Below are 18,177 nucleotides of genomic sequence, written 5' to 3'. Positions count from 1 at the left end.
TGTTAGCTGATTAGAGGTTAGTTAAGTATCTTTTAAAATATTAAACGCCCTTGTAAGATGAACTTGCAAGGGCGTTTTGTTTATGAGATAGCTTGTGGCAATTACTCCGGGCTTTGCAAACCTGTAGTGCTGCTTACAGCCGGGTTAAAGTATTGTGATATTGCTTTTGCCTGTTTCAAGTTAACGACCTCCAACAGCATTTCTTCGGTGGCTTCGCGTATCTTCTTTACCGATTTGAAGTACTTTAAAAGCTTTTCGGCAGTGGTTTTGCCTACACCCTCTATCAGTTCCAATTCGGTGGCCAGCGTACCTTTATCGCGCTTTTTGCGGTGGGCGGTAATACCAAAACGGTGTGCCTCATCGCGCAGTTGCTGGATGATCTTAAGCGTTTCCGAACGCTTATCCAGATACATGGGGTATTGGTCGCCGGGGTAGTAGAGTTCTTCCAGGCGTTTGGCAATACCTATAACGGTTACTTTTGTATCTATCCCAAGCAGCTTTAAGCTCTTCATGGCAGATGACAGCTGACCCTTGCCACCATCAATGATGATAAGTTGTGGCAGTTCGGTGCCTTCATCCAGCATGCGGCGGTACCGGCGGTGTACTGCCTCCTCCATTGTTGCAAAGTCGTCGGGGCCAACAACGGTTTTCACGTTAAAAAAGCGGTAATCTTTCTTAGAAGGCTTACCATCTTTAAATACCACAATAGCCGAAACGGGGTACTTACCCTGGAAGTTAGAGTTATCAAAACACTCGATGTGGCGGGGCTGCTGGTTCAAACGAAGGTCCTTCTTCATCAGGTCCATCAACCTGTCGGTACGTACATCAGGGTTAAGTTTTTCGTACTGGTCTATTTTTTCCTTTTTAAAGAACTGCACATTCTTCTGCGAAAGGTCAAGCAGTTTGCGCTTCTCGCCCAGTTTAGGTACCGTGAACTTTATTTTGGCATCTTCCAAATCTATCTCAAACGGTACGATGATCTCTTTAGAATGGCTTTCGTACCGCATCCTGAACTCGGTGATGGCGAGCGTGAGCAGTTCCTCATCGGTTTCATCAAGGCGTTTTTTCAGCTCGATGGTTTGGGTTTGGGTGATGGTGCCGTTCATCACCTTCAGGTAGTTTACAAAGGCGTATTTCTCTTCGGAGGCTATGCTGAAAACATCCACATCGGTAATAGAAGAATTTACCACGGTAGATTTACTCTGGTAATTCTCCAGCAAGTCCGATTTGCGTTTCAACCGGTGCGCATGCTCAAAATTAAGCTCGCTTACGGCTTTCTCCAAGTCGCCCTTTAGGTTGCGTACTACCGCACCAATTTTGCCGTTCAGTATGTCTGTTATTTCGGCTATGCTATTGTTATAATCCGCTTCCGATTGGTAATCCTGGCAGGGGCCTTTGCAGTTGCCCAACTGGTATTCGAGGCATACTTTAAACTTACCTTTCTCAATGTTCTCCCGCGTTAGTGCAAGGTTGCAAGTGCGCAGGGGGTAAGTCTCTTTTATCAAACCCAAAATGGTATGCATCATGCTTACAGAAGCATAGGGACCAAGGTATTTGGACCCATCGCGGATGATGCGGCGCGTCCAGAAAATACGTGGGTAGTTCTCGTTCTTGATGATGATCCAGGGGTAGGTTTTATCATCCTTAAGCAGCACATTGTAGCGTGGCTGATGCTTCTTGATCATACTGTTCTCCAGCAGCCAGGCATCCACCTCGGTATCAACAATGGTGAAAGTAATTTTGCGGATCTTGGATACCAGCACGCGGGTTTTACCATTCAGCTGGGTATCCTTATTAAAGTACGAACCTACGCGGTTACGCAGGTCTTTGGCTTTGCCAATATATATCAGTTCGTCCGCAACATCCCAATACTGGTACACCCCCGGTTTGTGCGGGATGTTCTTTAATGCTTCGCGGTAGTCAAATTTGTCCATCTGCCCCCTAACCCCCTGAAGGGGGAACTCTTTCGTCAATATTATTAAGCAGCCTCACCTATTAATTCCCCCTTCAGGGGGTTAGGGGGCTAAAAGTCAAGTTTCTTCTCCACCTCGTTCGTGCCTTTTTGTTGCTGGCTGTAGGCACCGCAATCAATGGTGATGCTTACGCCGCTTTTAGGCGGAACGAAGTCTACATTCTTTTTAATGCCGAGTTTTTGGTTTTCGTAAACCCGTTTCATGTAGCCTGCAAATATAGGCAATGCGGTGTTAGCACCCTCGCCCAATCGGGTACTGCGGAAGTGGATATCGCGGTCTTCGCAGCCGGTCCATACACCGGTAACCAGTTGCGGGGTAATACCAATAAACCAACCGTCGGAGTTATCCTGCGTGGTACCTGTTTTACCGCCTATGGGGTTCATAATGTGGTAATCTCTGCGTAAACGGTAACCGGTACCTTCGTCTATTACACCTTTTAGCATATAGGTCATCACGTAGGCTATCTCAGGGTTAAGGGCTTGTACTACGCGTGGGGTATTATTATACAACAGGTTGCCGTTTTTATCTTCAATCCGTAACAGGAAGGTGGGTTCGGTCCAAACGCCTTCGTTGGCAAAGGCACTGTAAGCGCCGGTCATGTCAAAAACAGAAGCATTAAAGGTTCCCAAACATATCGACGGGTAAGCAGGTACCGGGCTGGTTATACCCATTTTTTTGATGAGGTCGGCCACGGGGGCTGGCTTTACTTCATTCATTACATAAGCAGTAACCCAGTTTTGCGAACGAGCCAAAGCTGTACGCAATGTAATAACACCCGGCACAGTTTCGGTAGGCGAGGAGCGCGGTGTCCAATCTTCGCCATAACCGGTAATGGTGATAGGCTCGTTGGCTACCTGCATGCAGGGCGAAAAACCTTCCTCAATACCCACCGCATAGGTAAACGGCTTTGCGGTAGAACCTACCTGGCGGGTACCCATTTTCACCTGGTCGTACTTAAAGTGCTCGAAGTTGGTGCCGCCCACCCAGGCTTTAATATAGCCGGTATTTGGGTCCATACTCATCAAAGCATTGCGCAACAGTAGTTTGTTATAAACAATGCTATCTATAGGTTTCATTACGGTATCAATATCGCCATGCCAGGTGAAAATGTTCATTTTGGCAGGCGTATTAAAATCTTCTTTTATCTCCTCGTCGCTTTTGTTCTGCAGTTTCAGGCTAATATAACGATCAGAACGGCGCATGCCTTTATCAAGCAGGCTTTTAAAGGTAGGGATAGATTTGTACAGGCTTATACCTTTCCAGTGAGCATTAAATTGTGCCTGCAGCTTCTTCATGTACTCTTTCTGCGCTTCCTCGGCATATTGCTGCATGGTGGCATCAATGGTGGTATATATTTTCAGCCCGTCGCGATCGAGGTCGTAGGGGGTAACACCATCGGGTTTGAGCACCTGCTTATCTACCAATATCTTTTGTACTTCTTTTTTCAAAACGGCCCTGAAGTAGGTAGCCATACCTTCGTTATGGTCGGTAACTTTAAAGTTGAGCCCGAGGGGTTTTGCTTTAAATTCTTCGGCTTGCCCGTCGCTCAGGTAACCTTCCTCGTTCATGCGACGCAGCACAAAGTTGCGGCGTTTTAAAGCGTTTTCGGGGTGGTTGATAGGGCTGTAAATACCGGGGCCGTTTATCATACCCATCAGCAAAGCCGCCTGATCGGGCGTTAATTTATCGGGCGTGGTATTAAAATAAGTGCGGGATGCAGAGCTGATACCGAAAGTATTGTAAGCGCCAAAATCTACCGTATTCATATACAGCGTCAGGATTTCTTCTTTGGTGTAATTGCGCTCGAGCTTTGCGGCGGTTATCCATTCCTGTAATTTTTGGATGATACGCTTTAGCGGGTTATGTGCCCTCTCCGAAAACAGGTTGAGCGCCAACTGCTGGGTAATAGTACTGCCGCCCTGCTTTTTACCGATGAGGTTATAAAGCACAATACTAAACGTACGCTGAAAGTCGATACCAGAGTGCTCGTAAAAACGAGCATCTTCTGTAGCCACCAATGCATTGATAACATTTGGCGAAAGTTGCTTATAAGTAACGCTGGTGCGGTTTTTAACATAGTAGTTACCTATAACCTGGTTATCCGACGAGATAACCTGCGAGGCCTGGTCGCTCTTAGGGTTCTCCAACTCGCGGAAGGAAGGCAGCGTGCCAAACACCTGGAAGGCGATGAGCAGTATCATGATAACAAAAAAAGCAAAGCAGCCAATTACAAAGCGCCAGATGTACCAGTTATAGCGCCTGAAATCTTGCGAGGTGATCTTGTTTTTGTTATTGCGGTTATTATTGGTGATGATGGTTGCCATTTACTAATAGTTCTTCTGGTAAAAATCGATATAACTACCTAATGTTTTTGAATCGGCTAATTTATCCAGATTTTCTTCGGTAATGATAAAAAAGCTGTATTTATCCCCGGGTACCTTCATAATATCCGGCAGCAGGGGCACTATACGGCGGGCATAATCTTTAGCCTTATCGAGGTTGGTAAAGCGGCCAACGTATATCAGTTGGTTATCTGCCCCGGCTGTTTTCAGCTTATGGTTAATAGGCGGGCCCTGGTATTGCACACGGTTAAATTGCCCTATGCCAAAACGCGAAGAAGCCAAATTAGTTGTACCCGAGTTTACATTCACTACAAAAAAGTAATGCGTACTATCGCGCAGGCTAAATATCGATGGCCTTTTGGCTAACGGCGGCTTAACTGTTACAACAGGTTGCTGCACGGTTGGCACCTGTAGAACTACGGGCTCTTTTACAGCTTCTTTAACTGGTTCGGTTTTCGCTACTTCAGGTTCTTTTACAGGCTCCTTGGCAGGCTCGGTTTTTGCAACCTCCGGTTCTTTAACGGCTGGTTTTACGGTGTCAACCTTGGCAACAATAGGTTCTTTTACCGGTTCTTTCACCACCGGCGCAGCCTCGGGTTGTTTTACAGGTGGCGGAACAGTTTCTTTTACTACTACAGGAGCCGGCGTTGGTTTTTTAGGCTCGGGTTTGCGCACATCGGGCACAATCTCAATAGGGCCGCCGGTGTAGGGCTTGCGGTATTCGGTTTCCTGTTGGTATACTATAGGTATAGTAAAGGTAGCCTCGTTAAGGTCGCGGTCGGTAAGTACCACAGGGCGGGCTGCCAATTCTGCCTGGTTTACATCAATATAGGCCAAATGCTCTTTTACCAGCGGAGTTATCAGTTTATCATCGGGGTATTTAGCGGCTATTTGCTGCAGGCTCGCCTTAAAGGGATCCAGTTTCTCCTGGTGCCCTGCCGAAAATACCTTCAGGTACTCTAACTGTGCAGAGAATTTGCCGCCGGGGTAAGTTTGCAGTAAGCCATCTGCCGAGGTAATAGTGGCAGTATAATTTTTGGAAGCATAAAGGTCGTAAACCTGGTTATATAATAAACTAAAGCCCGCGTCTTCCTCGTTCATGCGCTTGCCATAATCAGGATCGAGGATGGTTTTGGCGAAGGCGGTTTCGGCGTATTCTTTCAGCACCAAATCGCGGTATTTGTCTGATAGCGGTTTGTTGCTCTCGCTGTATAAACGGTACAAGTTATAATAAATAGCGGCCTTGTTGGTATTGTTAGGGAAAAGGGCCAGAACTTTCTCAAAAGCAATGGCCGCCTCTTTTTTATCGTCAATTACATCGCGGTAAAAATTGGCAATAGCCATGTAAGCATCATACCGGCGTGTGTTCGATTGTGCCAATAATTCCGGCGTAAGCGGCAGGTTTTGCAACAGGTCGTTTTTAAAGGCGCTGTTTTCTACCTCGGCAGGCGTGCGTTGCAACGAATCGGGCAGTGCGGCATTTACGTCAACATTCTTGGCAGTATTTAAAGTGTTGGTAGTAATGTCGGCATTTGAGCGGCTGCTACGGCGCCAGTTGTCTTCCAGCTTACGGTTACCCCACACGCGCTTAAAATCGCTGAAGCCCTGGCTTACCGCAGTTGTGTTATAAAAATAAAAGTTGCCACCATTTGGTACGCTAGCCACAGCAGTAGCAGGGTTATCTATATCGGCAAATGGGTTGTTGGCAGCGGCGGATGATGCATTTACATTAGCAGTAGCTGCTTGTTTTTGGATGGCCTGGCGTTTGGCCATTTCGTCTAATCGTTTTTGGCGGGTTGGCTCATCAAGCGCGGCCAGCATTTGCAGGGTGTCTTCGCGGGCAATTACCTTCAGGTTATCGGTTAGCAGTTGTAGGTTATCTGCCTTCTTTTTAATAGTGATATACCCCGGGTAGGTAGGTGGCAGCGTGGTGAGCGTGCTATCATAATAATCCTTAGCCAGCGTATAGTCTGTTTTGTTTTTAAAATAAACATCGGCCAGGCGCAGGTACGATAACCCTTTTTGGTTTTGGTTGCGGGTGCTATAGGCGGTTGATAGCTTGTAGCTTTTTATGGCATCGTCTATCTGGTTATCGGCATATTGCAGTTGGGCTATCTGGTAGTATACCTGGTCGGTGAAATCGGCGTTGTTTTGGTTTTTCAGCAGCGCGCGCAGGCGGGCAAGGCGGCTTACCTTAACGCCGTTTTGCATATCCTCAATACGTATGCGGTTGAGATCGGCATTGAAGGCCATATCAAAGCTCACATTACTTTTTGCTACGCGGGCGTAACTGGCCACGGCATCGGCGGGTTTGCTGTTAAGTTCCTGCAATTGGCCCTGGATGAAAGTCCAGCGCATGCGTTGCAGGTTATCCTTACAAAATTTAATGGCCTCTTTGGCTGCGGCTTCAGCTTCGGGGTATTCGCCCTGGTTTATATAGTACTGTAATTGCGTTGCATAAACATCGGCAGTAATGTTTTTTTTAGGGTTGATGTTTTGCAGGGCGCTATCAATAGTTTGTTTAGCTTCAGCATCTTTATGCAGGTAAAGCAGGGCGCGAGCCTTCCATACCAGGGCTTCTTGTTTTAACTGGGCTTGTTTGGTAGTAGCGCTCAAGCCTACGTAGTTAAAATACTCCGCCGCGTCAAAATAATTTGCACCTAAAAAGTTGGCCTTACCCAATACCAAATAAGCATCAGGTATGTAGTGGCTTTGTTCTTTTATGCTGATGATGGTGTTGGCGCGAGTTTTGGCCGATTCGAGGTCTTTATCAGGCTCGGTACCAACAGCGGCTGTATCCTGATATACCGAAAGCAGTTCGCTATAGTTATCTACAAAGCCGGCGGCATAACCTTCCTGTTTCTGGCGAAGTATTTCGCGGGCATTAAATAATATATTATAATGCGCCGTAAGGTTTTGCAGCCCGCGGTTAAGCGCACTCTTTTTTTCGAGCGAACAGCCGGCAATAATAAATGCTACCGTAAATAGCGCGGCTATATTTTGCTTTGACAAGAAATGGGTAGAAGTTCGCCTCAAGGTTTATATTGTTATTAGATAAGATTTAAAGTTATAGCGTTTCCGTTTCTGTCAACGGTTTTATCTTTTGTAAAGTATTCATGTCGACGGTTTATAGCGGAGTTTAGGCTATTATAAAAAGCAACGCTAATTTACTAAATAGTATGCAATAGGTTCAATAAATTTGTGCCATGGCAGAAAATGAACCAAATGGCTTAGATAAGGGCGCTAGAGAAGCAAGCTCGTACGCCAAATACATGGGCCTGGCCTTCCAGATGATAGCCGTAATAGGCATTTTTACCTTTGCAGGTTATAAGATTGACGAAAACACCGGGCATGATACCAAGTGGGTAACCGCACTTTTATCCCTCGCAGGCGTATTTGCATCCCTTTATTTAGTTATCCGCGCCGTACGCAAATGAAGTTTTTAACCATCATTTTGCAAACTGCCATCTTTATGGTACTGCTGGCGGTACTGCCCGTTTGCCTTGTTTATGTAGGCCATAACAACTGGCTTATCCCGCAATTTTGGGTGCTGTATGGCTTCTTTGGCGTTCTAACTCTTGTGGTACTCATGGGGATGCACTTTGTAAATGTTTTGAAGCCCGAAATGTATGCCCAAGCCTTCCTGATCACTACCATTATGAAGATGCTTTTGAGCATGGCTTTGGCGCTTGTAATTGTGTTGAAATTACACATAGAGCAGGGTGTTTTTTTGGCTAATTTCTTTTATCTATATTTTCTGAATACCGGCTTTGAAGTTTACGTGTTATTGCGTAACTTGCGCAACCAAAATTGAAAGTAAAAAACACTCATTCAATGTATTTTAGCCACGTTTTGAAATCAAAAAAAATTGCCTTAAGCCTCATTTTGGGCGTTTTTTTGACTTTTTGCACTTGTAAAACTTTTGCTATACAGCCCGAACACGCTGCCGAAACCGAACAACCTGCCCATGGTGAGCACGCCGCCGAAGGCGAGCACGAAGAGGCTTTTAACCCCAGTGAAGTTATACTGGAGCACATTGCCGATTCGCACTCTATACACCTGTGGGGTACCACCAGCATTGCATTGCCGGTAGTGCTTTATACCGACAAAGGTTTAGAAGTATTTTCTTCTGCAAATTTCGAGCACGGCCACAAAGATTTCGGCGGTAAATATTACACCTACCGTTTGGTAAAAGATAAAGTAGCCATAGTAGAAGGCGCTGACAGCTTATTGCCTGCTGCTACTTTACTTAGCCTGAATAAAAAACTGATCGATATCTCGATCACCCGTAACGTGGTGAGCATGTGGATGTCGATGTTGATCATTTTCATTATATTCCTTAGCGTATCTTCAGCTTATAAAAAACGCCAGGGTAAAGCACCTAAAGGCCTGCAATCTTTCATTGAGCCTATTATTATGTTCGTTCGTGATGATATTGCCCGCCCTAACATTGGTTATAAATACGAGCGCTTTATGCCGTTGTTACTTACCGTGTTCTTCTTTATATGGGTGAACAACCTTATCGGTTTGGTGCCATTCTTCCCGGGTGGTGCTAACTTAACCGGTAATATCGCTGTGACTTTTGTACTGTCGTTGATCACTTTATTGGTTGTTAACCTTAACGGTAACAAATACTATTGGAAGCACATTTTTGCACCTGACGTACCGGTTTGGTTGTACCCAATTATGTGGCCGGTAGAGCTGGTAGGTATCATTTCTAAGCCATTCGCTTTGATGATACGTTTGTTCGCCAACATCACCGCAGGCCACATTATCGTACTGAGCTTAATATCGTTGATATTTGTTTTCAAAGCTGCTTCGGTAGCATTTGTATCGGTACCGTTTGTGGTATTTATGGATGTGCTTGAATTGCTGGTGGCGGCATTGCAGGCATTTATTTTCACCTTGTTAACTGCGCTGTTCATCGGCACAGCTATTGAGGAGCACCACCACTAAGATTTGCAAATAACTATATATTATATATTCACTTTAATTTTAAAACAATGATTGGAAGTATCGCTGCATTAGGTGCAGGTTTAGCAGTAATTGGCGCCGGTATCGGTATCGGCCAGGTAGGTGGTAAAGCCATGGAAGGTATATCACGTCAACCAGAAGCTGCTTCAAAGATCCAAACTGCAATGATCATCGCTGCCGCTCTTATCGAGGGTGCTGCTTTGTTCGGTGTGGTTGTATCATTCCTGGGTTTAAAATAATCCAGCCCAAACATTTAACCGTAGGCTGTTGCGATTGGCCGCAGCTACGGTTATTTAACAGAAACTGACTTTAACTTATATATAGAAATGGAATTAGTTACCCCGGAAATTGGCTTAGTATTTTGGACCTCGGTATCGTTTTTTATCCTGTTCATCATTCTTGCCAAATTTGCATGGAAACCTATTATGGGTGCCATCAGCGAGCGCGAGCGTTCAATTGAAGATGCTTTGTTGAAAGCCGAAGCCGCTAAAGACGAAATGGCCCGCTTAACTAACGAGAACGATACCTTGTTGAAACAAGCACGTGCCGAGCGCGATTTGATACTGAAAGAAGCTAAAACGCTGAAAGACCAGATCATTGCCGAAGCTAAAGAAACTGCACAAAAAGAAGGTGCACGCCAGATAGAGCTTGCCCGTATAGAAATAAACAACCAAAAAACTATTGCAATGGCCGATGTAAGGAACCAGGTGGCTACCTTATCATTAGAAATTGCCGAGAAAGTGTTGCACAAACAGTTTGAAGACCAAAGCAAACAAGATGCATTGGTTGCGGAATTGTTGAAAGAAGTGAAATTGTAGTTAGAGAATAGTGAACAGAGAGTAGTGAATAGTTCAAAACCACTCGCCACTCTTCAATCACCAATCACATCTCCAAAAAAGATATGTCAGAAATAACAGTAGCAATAAGGTACGCAAAGGCATTGATCGACCTGGCCGTTGAGCAGAAAGCGCTTGACAAGGTGAAGGACGATATGGTGCTTTTTTATAAAACTGTAAAGGCAAACCCGCAGTTGAGCGCGGTATTGGCTAACCCAATTATTTCGCACAGCAAAAAAACTAAGATATTAACTGAAGTTTTTGGCAGCCGTGTAAGCGAGGTTACGCTTAAAATGTTCCACTTGATGGTGAACAAAGGCCGTGGCGAAGTATTGTTTGAAACATCGCACGAGTTTATTGCCCAGTACGATGTTAAACACAACATCACTTACGCTACTGTAACATCGGCAACAGCATTATCAAAAGCCAACGAGGCCGAAATGCTGAAGCAAATACAGGCCGCTACAGGTGGTACGGTAAAACTTCACACAGAAGTTGACCCAAGCCTGATTGGTGGGTTTGTATTAAAGGTTGGCGACAGGCAAATTGATACCAGTGTAGCCAGCACTTTACGTAAAATAAAAAAAGAGTTTGCAGCTGCTGCAACCATATAACATTAATTTAAATACGCTAAAATAAATTCAAAAAATGGTAGAAGTAAGGCCAGATGAAGTATCAGCAATTTTGCGTCAGCAATTAGCCGGCTTCAAGTCAGAAACTGAACTGGAAGAAGTGGGTACTGTATTGCAGGTAGGCGACGGTATTGCGCGTGTTTTCGGTTTAACTAAAGTACAATCAGGTGAGCTGGTTGAATTTGATAACGGTTTACAAGGTATCGTACTTAACCTTGAAGAAGATAACGTGGGTGTGGTATTGCTGGGTAGGTCTGACGATATCAAAGAAGGCGACAACGTAAAACGTACAAACCGTATCGCATCTATAAAAGTAGGTGAAGGTATGCTTGGCCGTGTTGTTGATACTTTGGGTAACCCAATTGATGGTAAAGGCCCAATTGTTGGCGAAACTTACGAAATGCCTTTGGAGCGTAAAGCACCGGGCGTTATCTACCGCCAGCCGGTAACCGAGCCGTTGCAAACAGGTATCAAAGCTATCGATGCGATGATCCCTATCGGCCGTGGCCAGCGTGAGTTGGTTATCGGTGACCGCCAAACAGGTAAAACTGCGGTTTGTATCGATACCATCATCAACCAAAAAGAATTTTACGATGCCGGCCAACCGGTAACTTGTATATATGTGGCTTGCGGCCAAAAAGCTTCTACTGTTGCAAACATTGTGCGCACACTGGAAGAGAACGGTGCTATGCCATACTCTATAGTAGTAGCCGCTAACGCTTCGGATTCTGCAACCATGCAGTTCTTCTCTCCGTTTGCCGGTGCTGCTATTGGCGAATACTTCCGCGATACTGGACGCCCTGCTTTGATCATCTATGATGACTTGTCGAAACAGGCTGTTGCTTACCGCGAGGTATCGTTGTTATTGCGTCGCCCACCGGGCCGCGAGGCTTACCCTGGTGACGTATTTTACCTGCACAGCCGTTTATTAGAGCGTGCCGCTAAGATCAATAAGAACGACGAGATCGCTCAGCAAATGAACGACCTTCCTGAGTCTATCAAAGGTATCGTTAAAGGTGGTGGTTCTTTAACTGCATTGCCTATCATCGAAACACAGGCTGGTGACGTATCTGCATACATCCCAACCAACGTAATTTCGATCACCGATGGCCAGATCTTCCTGGAGTCGAACTTGTTCCTGGCTGGTATCCGTCCCGCTATCAACGTAGGTATCTCGGTATCGCGTGTGGGTGGTAACGCTCAGATCAAATCGATGAAGAAAGTTGCCGGTACTTTGAAGCTTGACCAGGCTCAATACCGCGAGCTTGAGGCCTTCGCTAAATTCGGTTCGGATCTTGATGCTTCTACCAAAAACGTTATCGACAAAGGTGCACGTAACGTGGAAGTGTTGAAACAAGGCCAGTTCTCGCCTGTATCGGTTGAAAAACAGGTTGCCATTATTTACTTGGGTACTAAAAACCTGATGCGTAATGTGCCTGTAAACAAAATTAAAGAGTTCGAGAGCGAATACCTGAGCCAGTTAGAACTGCGCCACCCTGAAGTGCTTTCGGCCCTTAAGGCAGGTAAATTCGACGATCAGCTTACCGGCGTACTGGAAACAGTAGCTAAAGAATTGTCGGCTAACTACTAAATATGCAAATGTGCAGATTCCGGATGTGCAGATGATTTGCACATTCGGGATTTGAACATAAACAATAACCGTGTGATGTAGCAATTTGCACATCTGCACATTTAAAATTTGCACATCGTAAAGAATGGCTAATTTAAAAGAAGTAAGAAACAGGATAGCATCCGTAAACTCTACCCAGCAGATCACCAAAGCCATGAAAATGGTTTCGGCAGCTAAGCTGAGAAGGGCAACCGACGCTATTGTACAATTACGCCCTTATGCCAATAAGTTGAACGACCTGTTGGCCAACCTTTCGGCAACCCTCGAAGATGGTGCATCGCCATACCTGCAAGACCGCGAGCCCGTGCGTGTATTGGTAGTGGTGGTATCATCTAACCGTGGTTTGGCGGGTGCTTTCAATAGTAACGCAATTAAGACGGCTAACAACCTTATTGCCGAAAAATACAGCGAGCAGCTTAAAGCAGGCAATGTATCTATAGTGGCTATTGGTAAAAAAAGCCAGGAGTACTACGAGCGCCGCAAATACAACGTAATTGGCAACAATAACGACCTGTACCAGGAACTGAACTTCATTAACGCTTCGAAAATTACCGAGGCTATAATGGAAGGTTTCATCAACGGCCAATACGATCGTGTAGAATTGGTGTACAACCACTTCCGCAACGCGGCTGTGCAGTACCTGATAACTGAGCAGTTACTGCCGGTGCCGAAACCTGAGCCTAAGAAAGAGGAACTGAAAACCAAAACTCCGAAAATTGAAGCGCAGGTTGACTACATCCTGGAGCCATCGAAAGAGGAGATCGTAGAGCAGCTTATACCTAAAAATATTAAAATTCAGTTATACCGCGCGGTATTAGATTCTAACGCATCTGAGCATGGCGCACGTATGACCGCAATGGATAAAGCAACCGATAACGCAGGCGAACTGTTAAAATCGTTGAAACTATCATACAACCAGGCACGCCAGGCCGCCATCACCACCGAGCTTACCGAGATAGTAAGTGGTGCCGCAGCATTGGGTGGTTGATAAATGATAAGTTCACCATAACATAACAAAAGAGGCTTTCCTAATGGAAAGCCTCTTTTGTTATAGCTCGATTTGTCATTGCGAGCCGCTGTGGGATGGGATGAGTGAAAGGGCGGCGTGGCAATCTCGTAGCATAGCATTACAGTAATGCTTAACGACGAGATTGCCACGTCGCGCCACCGCGCAAGCCCCGCCCTGCTGCTTCTCGCAATGACAAAAGTGGTTATGTAGTGGGGCTCACCGCATACTCTTTCCATAACTCATCTACGCTTTTCCCGGTAACATCTTTCCAGGTATTATCGGTATAAGCATGCTTGCGCATAATGCCATCCAGCTTTTTAACAGTTCCTTTTTTAACTTTTGTTTCAACCCATAGCAAAAACGCAGCAGTTGTGCGGTAGGCGTTGTCGTAGTTTTGGGTGGCTTTGTAGGCCGGTAGGCGCCATTTTGCTGCCTCGTTAGCTACACCGTGTTCGTTACGTACATAGTCGGCAATGCCTTCGGTAAGCCAGCCGGGACCGTTGGTGTCGCCATAGTCTTGGGCAATGTGCATTACCTCGTGCGTTACCACGTCGATATCGTTCGGGTGTTTCATCATATAAGCCGGACTAAATACAACGCGGCCATTATCAGTAGCGGCTACACCGTGGTAAGCTGTATCGATAAAGAACTGTACTGTTTTCAGGCTTTTTTTGTTGTACTCCTTTACAATCTTGGGGTAAACAGTGAAGAAGGTGCTGATGAGTTTTTCTTTCAGGGCATTATCAAATGTAGCGTCGTTGCCCGATACAATTAGGGTATACCCATTTTTGGTTATGGTATCGATGCCGTTGCCGGCCTTAGCGATACCGCCGAACAGCCCAACTATCGATACAAATAGCAGTGTTAGTTTTTTCATGCAGCTAAAATAGTTATTTGACAAGCGCATGCCCGAAATAAACAGTAATGTTACAGCGATGCCTTTTTAGGGGGCACCTACGGAGCCCAACACATGAGGGGGGCTTCTTCTACAAACACAAGGCTACGCTGTAGCCATAGCTGCGTGTTCTTTGCTATTAAGCTGTGTTGGCACTCCGTTAGGAGTATCGTGTTTGTAGCTCAAAAGTGGCACCTACGCAAGGCTCCGTAGGTGCCGCCTATAAACCGCAGCGGCCTATGCTTCCGCCAGTTCCTTCACCTTATCTAATGCCGACGGCCAAACGCCGCGGAAATAATCTAACATATCTGCAGGCATTTCGCCGCCACTGAGCGATACCACCAGCAAGGTAGAATTATCCTGTGGTTCTAAAACATAACGCTCGGCAGCGCCGTCTACCGCTTTGGCACCCGGGCTATCGTAATCTTCTACGCCCTCTTTTAGTTCACCTTTACAACGAAATAGCATTTCTTTATAAGGATCTTTCTTTTCAATGAAAGCTATCATACCGCTTTTCTTTTGGTCTACGAAGAGTATTTTGCTACCCTCAGCCCAGTCGGTAATGGCTTGTGAGCCTTCAATGAACACTTAGGTCCATTTGGGATAATTCTCGTCGGTGAACAATACGTTCCAGATTTTTTCGGGCGTGGCCGCAATTTCGATGTCGAATGTTAGGTTTTCCATGGCGTTTTGGTTTTTATGATAACAAATATGCGGCTTAATTGCTTGAGCGATACGGGGCGAATGCGGCAGGATGAGGTAGTAATGCGCCTTAATAAGTAAGGATGAATTGATAATTAAACTACCTTAGCGGAGCATTGCGACTAACACACCAATGAATCAACTGAATTAATGAACAAAGTAATAGAGTGTGTGCCCAATTTTAGCGAGGGCATTGATATGGATATCATCGGGCAAATCGCCGATGACATTAAAGGAGTGGATGGCGTGAAACTGCTGAATGTAGACCCGGGTAAAGCCACCAACCGAACCGTGATAACATTTGCCGGCGAACCAGCGGCGGTCGTTGAAGCAGCCTTCCGCGCTATTAAAAAAGCCGGGGAGTTAATAGACATGAGCACCCAGAAAGGTGAACACCCGCGCATGGGCGCTACGGATGTTTGCCCGCTGATACCGATAGCCAACATCTCGATGGAAGAAACGACCGCCTACGCTACCCAACTGGCCAAGCGGGTAGGAGAGGAGCTGCGGATACCTGTTTATTTATACGAATATGCACAGCCCGACAAAAGCCGCAATAACCTTTCGATAATTCGCGCCGGTGAATATGAAGGCTTTTTTGAAAAGATAAAGCTACCGCAATGGAAACCCGATTTTGGCCCTGCCGAAAATGATGTAAAGCGAGGCGCTACGGTTATAGGTGCCCGCAATTTTTTAATTGCCTATAACATCAACCTGGCAACAACATCGGTACCGGTAGCCAATGCTATAAGCGCCGACGTGCGCGAGAGCGGCAAGGTGATGAAAGAAAACGGCGTGGTGCTGCGCGATGCGAACGGTAAAGCCAAAACCATCCCCGGCAGCCTGAAATATGTAAAGGCCATTGGCTGGTATATTGAGGAATACGGAGCGGCCCAAGTATCCATGAACCTCACCAATATCGAAGCAACACCCATACACATTGTGTTTGATGAGGTTTGCAAGCGTGCCGAAGTGCATGGCACCCGCGTAACCGGAAGCGAGTTGATAGGCCTGATACCCCTAAAAGCCATGCTGGATGCCGGCAAATACTTTTTAAGCAAGCAGGGGCTTTCCTTGGATGTGGAGGAAACGGAATTGATAGCCGCAGCCATCAGGATGATGGGCTTGGATGAATTGGCACCTTTTAACCCGCAGGAACGGATAATTGAGTATGTGCTGAAAGGATAGTAAAAAAGAATAAACAAAAAACGAGGCGCAAATTTCTCTGCGCCTCGTTTTTGTTTTTATAGGGTTTTGCTTTTAGAAGTGGTACCTCACAAAAGCCTCCATGGCGGCATACTCCGCCATACCCAGCTTATCGTAGCAGATGGCAGTTTCGCGGTTACGGTCCTCGGCGCGTACCCAGAACTCGCGGGCATCATCGCCGGGGAATACCGGGGTATCTTTCTGGCTTTGGTGCTTGAAGATCGCATCGCGCTTGCGCAATACTTCGGCAGGCGATAATGGTACAGCCATCTCAATCTCGTGGGTAGCAAACTCGTGCCATGCACCGCGGTACAGCCACATCCAGCAATCTTTTACCCACTCTTCGGTTTCTTTTAAGCGTTGCAGGGCAGCGAGGATAATGTTGAAGCAAACGATGTGCGTACCGTTAGGGTCGGCGAAATCGCCTGCTGCAAAAACCTGGTGTGGCTTTATTTTTTGCAGAAGCTCCATAGTTAACAGGATATCCTCTTCGCCAACGGCATTCTTCTTGGTTTTGCCTGTTTCGTAAAAAGGCAAAGCCTGGAAATGGATATTGCTATCCGGCAAGCCTGCGTAACGTGCACCGGCTATCGCTTCGGTTTTACGGATGAAACCTTTAACATTGCGTATCTCCTGCGTATCTACCTGGTTAGGTACTTTGTTCTCGATGAAATGGCGCATCTCGCCGTAAAGTTTTTTCAGCTCAGCAGCATCTTCGCCAACACTTTCTTTAAAGTCGATAGCGAACTCTACATAACGCAATACATCATCATCCCATACTGCAGTATTGCCCGATGTTTGGTATGCTACGTGTACATCATGCCCCTGGTCAACGAGCCTAATAAATGTACCACCCATAGATATTACATCATCGTCGGGGTGCGGGGAGAATACGATAGAGCGCTTGCGTGCCGGTTCGGCACGTTCGGGGCGCTGGCTGTCATCAGCACCCGGCTTACCACCCGGCCAACCGGTAATGGTATGCTGTACCTGGTTAAATATGTCGATATTGATATTGTATACCGGCCCTTGCTCCACGGCAAGCTGCGCCATGCCATGCGCATTGTAATCTTCTTCGGTCAGTTTTAAGATAGGCTTACCTACGGCGCCTGATAGCCAGATAACGGCTTTTTTAATTAAAGCATTTTCCCAAACGCAATCCTTAACCAGCCATGGGGTGTTAAAGCGCGTTAAGTCAGAAGCAGCACCCTGGTCCAATACGAATTCAACACTATCAGAAAGCTGCAGGAAGGTAGCAGGTACTTCGCCTGATATTTCGCCTTCTACAGCTTTTTGTACGATAGGCGCTTTTTTGGCGCTCCATGCCATCAGGATAATTTCGCGGGCTTTAAAGATAGTACCAACGCCCATGGTGATGGCTTTGGTAGGTACATTCTCTTTACCACCAAAATCGCGCGAAGCATCGCGGCGGGTAAGGTCGTCAAGCGTTACCAAACGGGTACCCGAGTTGGGTGCAGAGCCAGGCTCATTGAAGCCAATGTGCCCGGTACGCCCTATACCCAATAGCTGCAAATCCAAACCGCCAAGCTCTTCTATCTGGCGTTCGTAATCTAAACAGAAGGCAGCCACATCATCCTGTGCCAAGGTACCATCGGGGATGTGCACTAAAGCTTTATCGATATCGATATGGTCGAATAAATTCTCGTTCATGAAAGTAACGTAGCTTTGGGCAGCATCAGGCTTCATAGGGTAGTACTCATCCAGGTTGAAAGTTACTACATCCTTAAATGATAAGCCTTCTTCTTTGTGCAGGCGAATCAGCTCGGCATAAACGCCGATGGGCGTTACGCCGGTAGCCAAACCCAGAACGGTTTGCTGCCCTGCTGCCTGTTTGCCGCGTATCAGCTTTGCTATGCGTGCCGCTACCGCCAGCGATGCCTCTTTTTGGTTGGCATACACGCTAACGGGCAGCTTCTCGTACCTCGTCTCTTCCAATAAATTTAATCGTGCCATAAAT

General features: G+C 46.2%; 15 protein-coding genes. 9 read left to right on the top strand and 6 right to left on the bottom strand.

The window, feature by feature from the left end; translation table 11 throughout:
* Positions 1-101 precede the first annotated feature (101 nt).
* The 3 genes from uvrC to porW form a co-directional block, all read right to left on the bottom strand.
* Positions 102-1,934, bottom strand: a complete 1,833-nt coding sequence (uvrC, locus tag BC343_RS16940; protein WP_078349000.1) for an excinuclease ABC subunit UvrC — start codon at positions 1,932-1,934, stop codon at positions 102-104.
* Positions 1,935-2,023: 89 nt separating this feature from the next.
* Entirely contained in the window at positions 2,024-4,297 is a 2,274-nt protein-coding gene (locus BC343_RS16935) for a penicillin-binding protein 1A (RefSeq protein ID WP_078348999.1), read from the bottom strand.
* 3 nt (positions 4,298-4,300) lie between these two features.
* A complete protein-coding gene (gene porW / locus BC343_RS16930; protein WP_078348998.1) occupies positions 4,301-7,327 on the bottom strand; it encodes a type IX secretion system periplasmic lipoprotein PorW/SprE in 3,027 nt (1,008 codons plus the stop codon).
* Positions 7,328-7,521: 194 nt separating this feature from the next.
* Here porW and BC343_RS16925 point away from each other — a divergent pair, with 194 nt between their 5' ends.
* The 8 genes from BC343_RS16925 (at position 7,522) to atpG (ending at position 13,375) form a co-directional block, all read left to right on the top strand.
* The gene (locus BC343_RS16925; RefSeq protein WP_078348997.1) at positions 7,522-7,752 is read left to right on the top strand and encodes an AtpZ/AtpI family protein; all 231 of its coding nucleotides are present in this window, start codon (positions 7,522-7,524) and stop codon (positions 7,750-7,752) included.
* Entirely contained in the window at positions 7,749-8,129 is a 381-nt protein-coding gene (locus BC343_RS16920; RefSeq protein WP_078348996.1) for a hypothetical protein, read from the top strand. The genes BC343_RS16925 and BC343_RS16920 overlap by 4 nt, the downstream gene beginning before the upstream one ends.
* Positions 8,130-8,149: 20 nt before the next feature.
* Complete coding sequence (atpB, locus tag BC343_RS16915; protein ID WP_078348995.1) at positions 8,150-9,271, top strand: F0F1 ATP synthase subunit A; 1,122 nt, start codon at positions 8,150-8,152, stop codon at positions 9,269-9,271.
* Between the two features lie 47 nt (positions 9,272-9,318).
* Positions 9,319-9,528, top strand: coding sequence for an ATP synthase F0 subunit C (gene atpE, locus BC343_RS16910; RefSeq protein WP_022830206.1), 210 nt, complete (start codon positions 9,319-9,321; stop codon positions 9,526-9,528).
* 87 nt (positions 9,529-9,615) lie between these two features.
* Positions 9,616-10,107, top strand: a complete 492-nt coding sequence (gene atpF / locus BC343_RS16905; RefSeq protein WP_078348994.1) for a F0F1 ATP synthase subunit B — start codon at positions 9,616-9,618, stop codon at positions 10,105-10,107.
* Positions 10,108-10,190: 83 nt separating this feature from the next.
* Entirely contained in the window at positions 10,191-10,739 is a 549-nt protein-coding gene (atpH, locus tag BC343_RS16900; protein ID WP_078348993.1) for an ATP synthase F1 subunit delta, read from the top strand.
* 34 nt (positions 10,740-10,773) lie between these two features.
* On the top strand, positions 10,774-12,348 hold the full coding sequence (gene atpA, locus BC343_RS16895) for a F0F1 ATP synthase subunit alpha (protein ID WP_078348992.1): 1,575 nt from the start codon (positions 10,774-10,776) through the stop codon (positions 12,346-12,348).
* Positions 12,349-12,472: 124 nt separating this feature from the next.
* Positions 12,473-13,375, top strand: coding sequence for an ATP synthase F1 subunit gamma (gene atpG, locus BC343_RS16890; RefSeq protein WP_078348991.1), 903 nt, complete (start codon positions 12,473-12,475; stop codon positions 13,373-13,375).
* Positions 13,376-13,598: 223 nt separating this feature from the next.
* Here atpG and BC343_RS16885 read toward each other — a convergent pair whose 3' ends face one another.
* Positions 13,599-14,273, bottom strand: coding sequence for a basic secretory protein-like protein (locus tag BC343_RS16885; protein WP_078348990.1), 675 nt, complete (start codon positions 14,271-14,273; stop codon positions 13,599-13,601).
* 255 nt (positions 14,274-14,528) lie between these two features.
* A complete protein-coding gene (locus BC343_RS16880; protein ID WP_078348989.1) occupies positions 14,529-14,879 on the bottom strand; it encodes an SRPBCC family protein in 351 nt (116 codons plus the stop codon).
* Between the two features lie 264 nt (positions 14,880-15,143).
* Here BC343_RS16880 and ftcD point away from each other — a divergent pair, with 264 nt between their 5' ends.
* The gene (gene ftcD / locus BC343_RS16875; protein ID WP_078348988.1) at positions 15,144-16,181 is read left to right on the top strand and encodes a glutamate formimidoyltransferase; all 1,038 of its coding nucleotides are present in this window, start codon (positions 15,144-15,146) and stop codon (positions 16,179-16,181) included.
* A 72-nt stretch (positions 16,182-16,253) separates the two neighbouring features.
* Here ftcD and BC343_RS16870 read toward each other — a convergent pair whose 3' ends face one another.
* On the bottom strand, positions 16,254-18,173 hold the full coding sequence (locus tag BC343_RS16870; RefSeq protein ID WP_078349033.1) for a glucosamine-6-phosphate deaminase: 1,920 nt from the start codon (positions 18,171-18,173) through the stop codon (positions 16,254-16,256).
* Positions 18,174-18,177 lie beyond the last annotated feature (4 nt).

It is taken from the genome of Mucilaginibacter pedocola (assembly GCF_002013915.1).
GTDB classification, from domain to species: Bacteria; Bacteroidota; Bacteroidia; order Sphingobacteriales; family Sphingobacteriaceae; genus Mucilaginibacter; species Mucilaginibacter pedocola.
The sequence above is the reverse complement of the archived record's forward strand: the minus strand, read 5'-3'. Positions and strand labels throughout refer to the sequence as shown.